1 protein-coding gene is annotated in these 2,933 nt (G+C 62.6%); it reads right to left on the minus strand.

The genetic code is table 11. The features are described 5' to 3' along the window. The coding region (locus AC1DLB_RS26590; RefSeq protein WP_477785965.1) for an immunoglobulin-like domain-containing protein at nt 1–2,933 on the minus strand (2,933 nt) is incomplete at both ends.

The following is a 2,933-nucleotide window of genomic DNA, read 5'->3' on the forward strand; positions in this document are numbered from 1 at the left end:
GGGTGGTGCTTGGCACCAGGTTCTCGAAGTTGCCACCGGTTGCGTCTTTGATGGTCGCTTCAACGGTGCCGGCGTCTTTATAGACGTCGTCCTTCGGCGCATCGACGGTTACGGAACCGGTGGTTTTACCCGCTTCGATGGTGATCACGGCGCCGTTGCTCAGGGTCACGGTCACTGGCGTGCCGGCGGCGTTGGTCAAGGTTGCGGTGTAAACAATGGAACCACCTTCGGCCACCGAGTCGGTCGCGCTCAGGCTGAGAGTCGTGGTGTCCGGCGTGTCGGTCACCGAGGTATCCGCCGACTTGCCGTCGACTTCCAGCTTCTCGTAGTTGCCGCCCTTGGCATCGTCGATCTTCACGCTCAGGGAGTTGCCGCCGGCCAGCGCATCGTTCGGCGCGGTGAAGTTGACGCTGGCGCTGCTCGAGCCAACCGGGATGGTAATGGTCTGGCCGTTGGACAGGGTCACAACGACTGGCGAGCCGGTGACTGGCGCTGACACGGACGCGGTGTACACCACGGTCCCACCTTCGGCGACGTTCGCGGTCGCAGTCAGCGAAACGGTGCTGGTGTCGATGGTGTCGGTGACGGTGGTGACTGCCGGGGCAGTGCTCGGAACCAGGTTTTCAAAGTTGCCGCCGGTTGCGTCCTTGATGGTTGCTTCAACGGTGCCGGCGTCTTTATAGACGTCGTCCTTTGGTGCATCGACGGTCACGCTGCCGCTAGTGGCACCGGCGGCGATGGTGATCACTGCGCCGTTCGACAGGGTCACGGTGACCGGCGTGCCGGCGGCATTGGTCAGGGTCGCGGTATAAACGATGGAACCGCCTTCGGCGACCGAGTCGGTTGCCGACAGGCTGAGGGTGGTGGTGTCCGGTGTGTCGGTCACCGAGGTATCCGCCGACTTGCCGTCGACTTCCAGCTTCTCGTAGTTGCCGCCCTTGGCGTCGTCTATCTTGACGCTCAAAGAACCGCCGCCAGCGAGGGCATCGTTGGGCGCAACGAAGTTGACAGAACCGCTGCTGGCACCGACCGGAATGGTGATGGTCTGGCCATTGGACRGGGTCACAACSACTGGCGAACCAGTCACCGGAGCAGTGACGGACGCGGTGTACACCACGGTGCCGCCTTCGGCSACGTTYGCSGTSGCASTCAGCGAAACGGTGCTGGTGTCGATGGTATCGGTGACGGTGGTGACTGCCGAGGTGGTGCTTGGCACCAGGTTCTCGAAGTTGCCACCGGTTGCGTCCTTGATGGTCGCTTCAACGGTTCCGGCGTCTTTATAGACGTCGTCCTTCGGTGCATCGATGGTTACGCTGCCGCTAGTGGCACCGGCGGCGATGGTGATCACGGCGCCGTTGCTCAGGGTCACGGTGACCGGTGTGCCAGCGGCATTGGTCAGGGTTGCGGTGTAAACAATGGAACCACCTTCAGCCACCGAGTCGGTTGCGCTCAGGCTGAGGGTGGTGGTGTCTGGGGTGTCGGTCACCGAGGTATCCGCCGACTTGCCGTCGACTTCCAGCTTCTCGTAGTTGCCGCCCTTGGCGACGTCGATCTTCACGCTCAAAGAACCGCCGCCAGCGAGGGCATCGTTTGGCGCAACGAAGTTGACAGAACCGCTGCTGGCACCGACCGGAATGGTGATGGTCTGGCCRTTGGACAGGGTCACAACCACTGGCGAGCCGGTGACTGGCGCTGACACGGACGCGGTGTAAACCACGGTCCCACCTTCGGCCACGTTCGCGGTCGCACTCAGCGAAACAGTGCTGGTGTCGATGGTGTCGGTGACGGTGGTGACTGCCGGGGCAGTGCTCGGCACTAGGTTTTCGAAATTGCCACCGGTGGCGGTGGAGATGGTCGCCTGGACCGTGCCCGCGTCCTTGTAAACGTCATCGGATGGAGCCGGAACGGTCACGGAGCCGGTGGTTTTACCCGCTTCGATGGTGATCACGGCGCCGTTGCTCAGGGTCACGGTGACCGGAGTGCCGGCGGCGTTGGTCAGGGTCGCGGTGTAAACGATCGAACCGCCTTCGGCTACCGAGTCGGTCGCGCTCAGGCTGAGGTTGGTGGTGTCTGGGGTGTCGGTCACCGAGGTATCCGCCGACTTGCCGTCGACTTCCAGCTTCTCGTAGTTGCCGCCCTTGGCGTCGTCTATCTTGACGCTCAAAGAACCGCCGCCAGCGAGGGCATCGTTGGGTGCAACAAAATTGACAGAGCCGCTGCTGGCACCGACCGGAATGGTGATGGTCTGGCCATTGGACAGGGTCACAACCACTGGCGAACCAGTCACCGGAGCAGTGACGGACGCGGTGTACACCACGGTGCCGCCTTCGGCGACGTTCGCSGTCGCACTCAGCGAAACGGTGCTGGTGTCGATGGTGTCGTTGACGGTAGTGACTGCCGGGGTGGTGCTTGGCACCAGGTTCTCGAAGTTGCCACCGGTTGCGTCTTTGATGGTCGCTTCAACGGTGCCGGCGTCTTTATAGACGTCGTCCTTCGGCGCATCGACGGTTACGGAACCGGTGGTTTTACCCGCTTCGATGGTGATGACGGCACCRTTGCTCAGCGTGACGGTGACCGGTGTGCCGGCGGCGTTGGTCAAGGTTGCGGTGTAAACAATGGAACCACCTTCGGCCACCGAGTCGGTCGCGCTCAGGCTGAGAGTCGTGGTGTCTGGGGTGTCGGTCACCGAGGTATCCGCCGACTTGCCGTCGACTTCCAGTTTCTCGTAGTTGCCGCCCTTGGCGTCGTCGATCTTCACGCTCAGGGAACCGCCACCCGCCAACGCATCGTTGGGTGCAACAAAATTGACAGAGCCGCTGCTGGCACCGACCGGAATGGTAATGGTCTGGCCGTTGGACAGGGTTACAACCACTGGCGAGCCGGTGACTGGCGCTGACACGGACGCGGTGTACACCACGGTCCCACCTTCGGCG

It is taken from the genome of Pseudomonas sp. 05N434 (assembly GCF_056396965.1).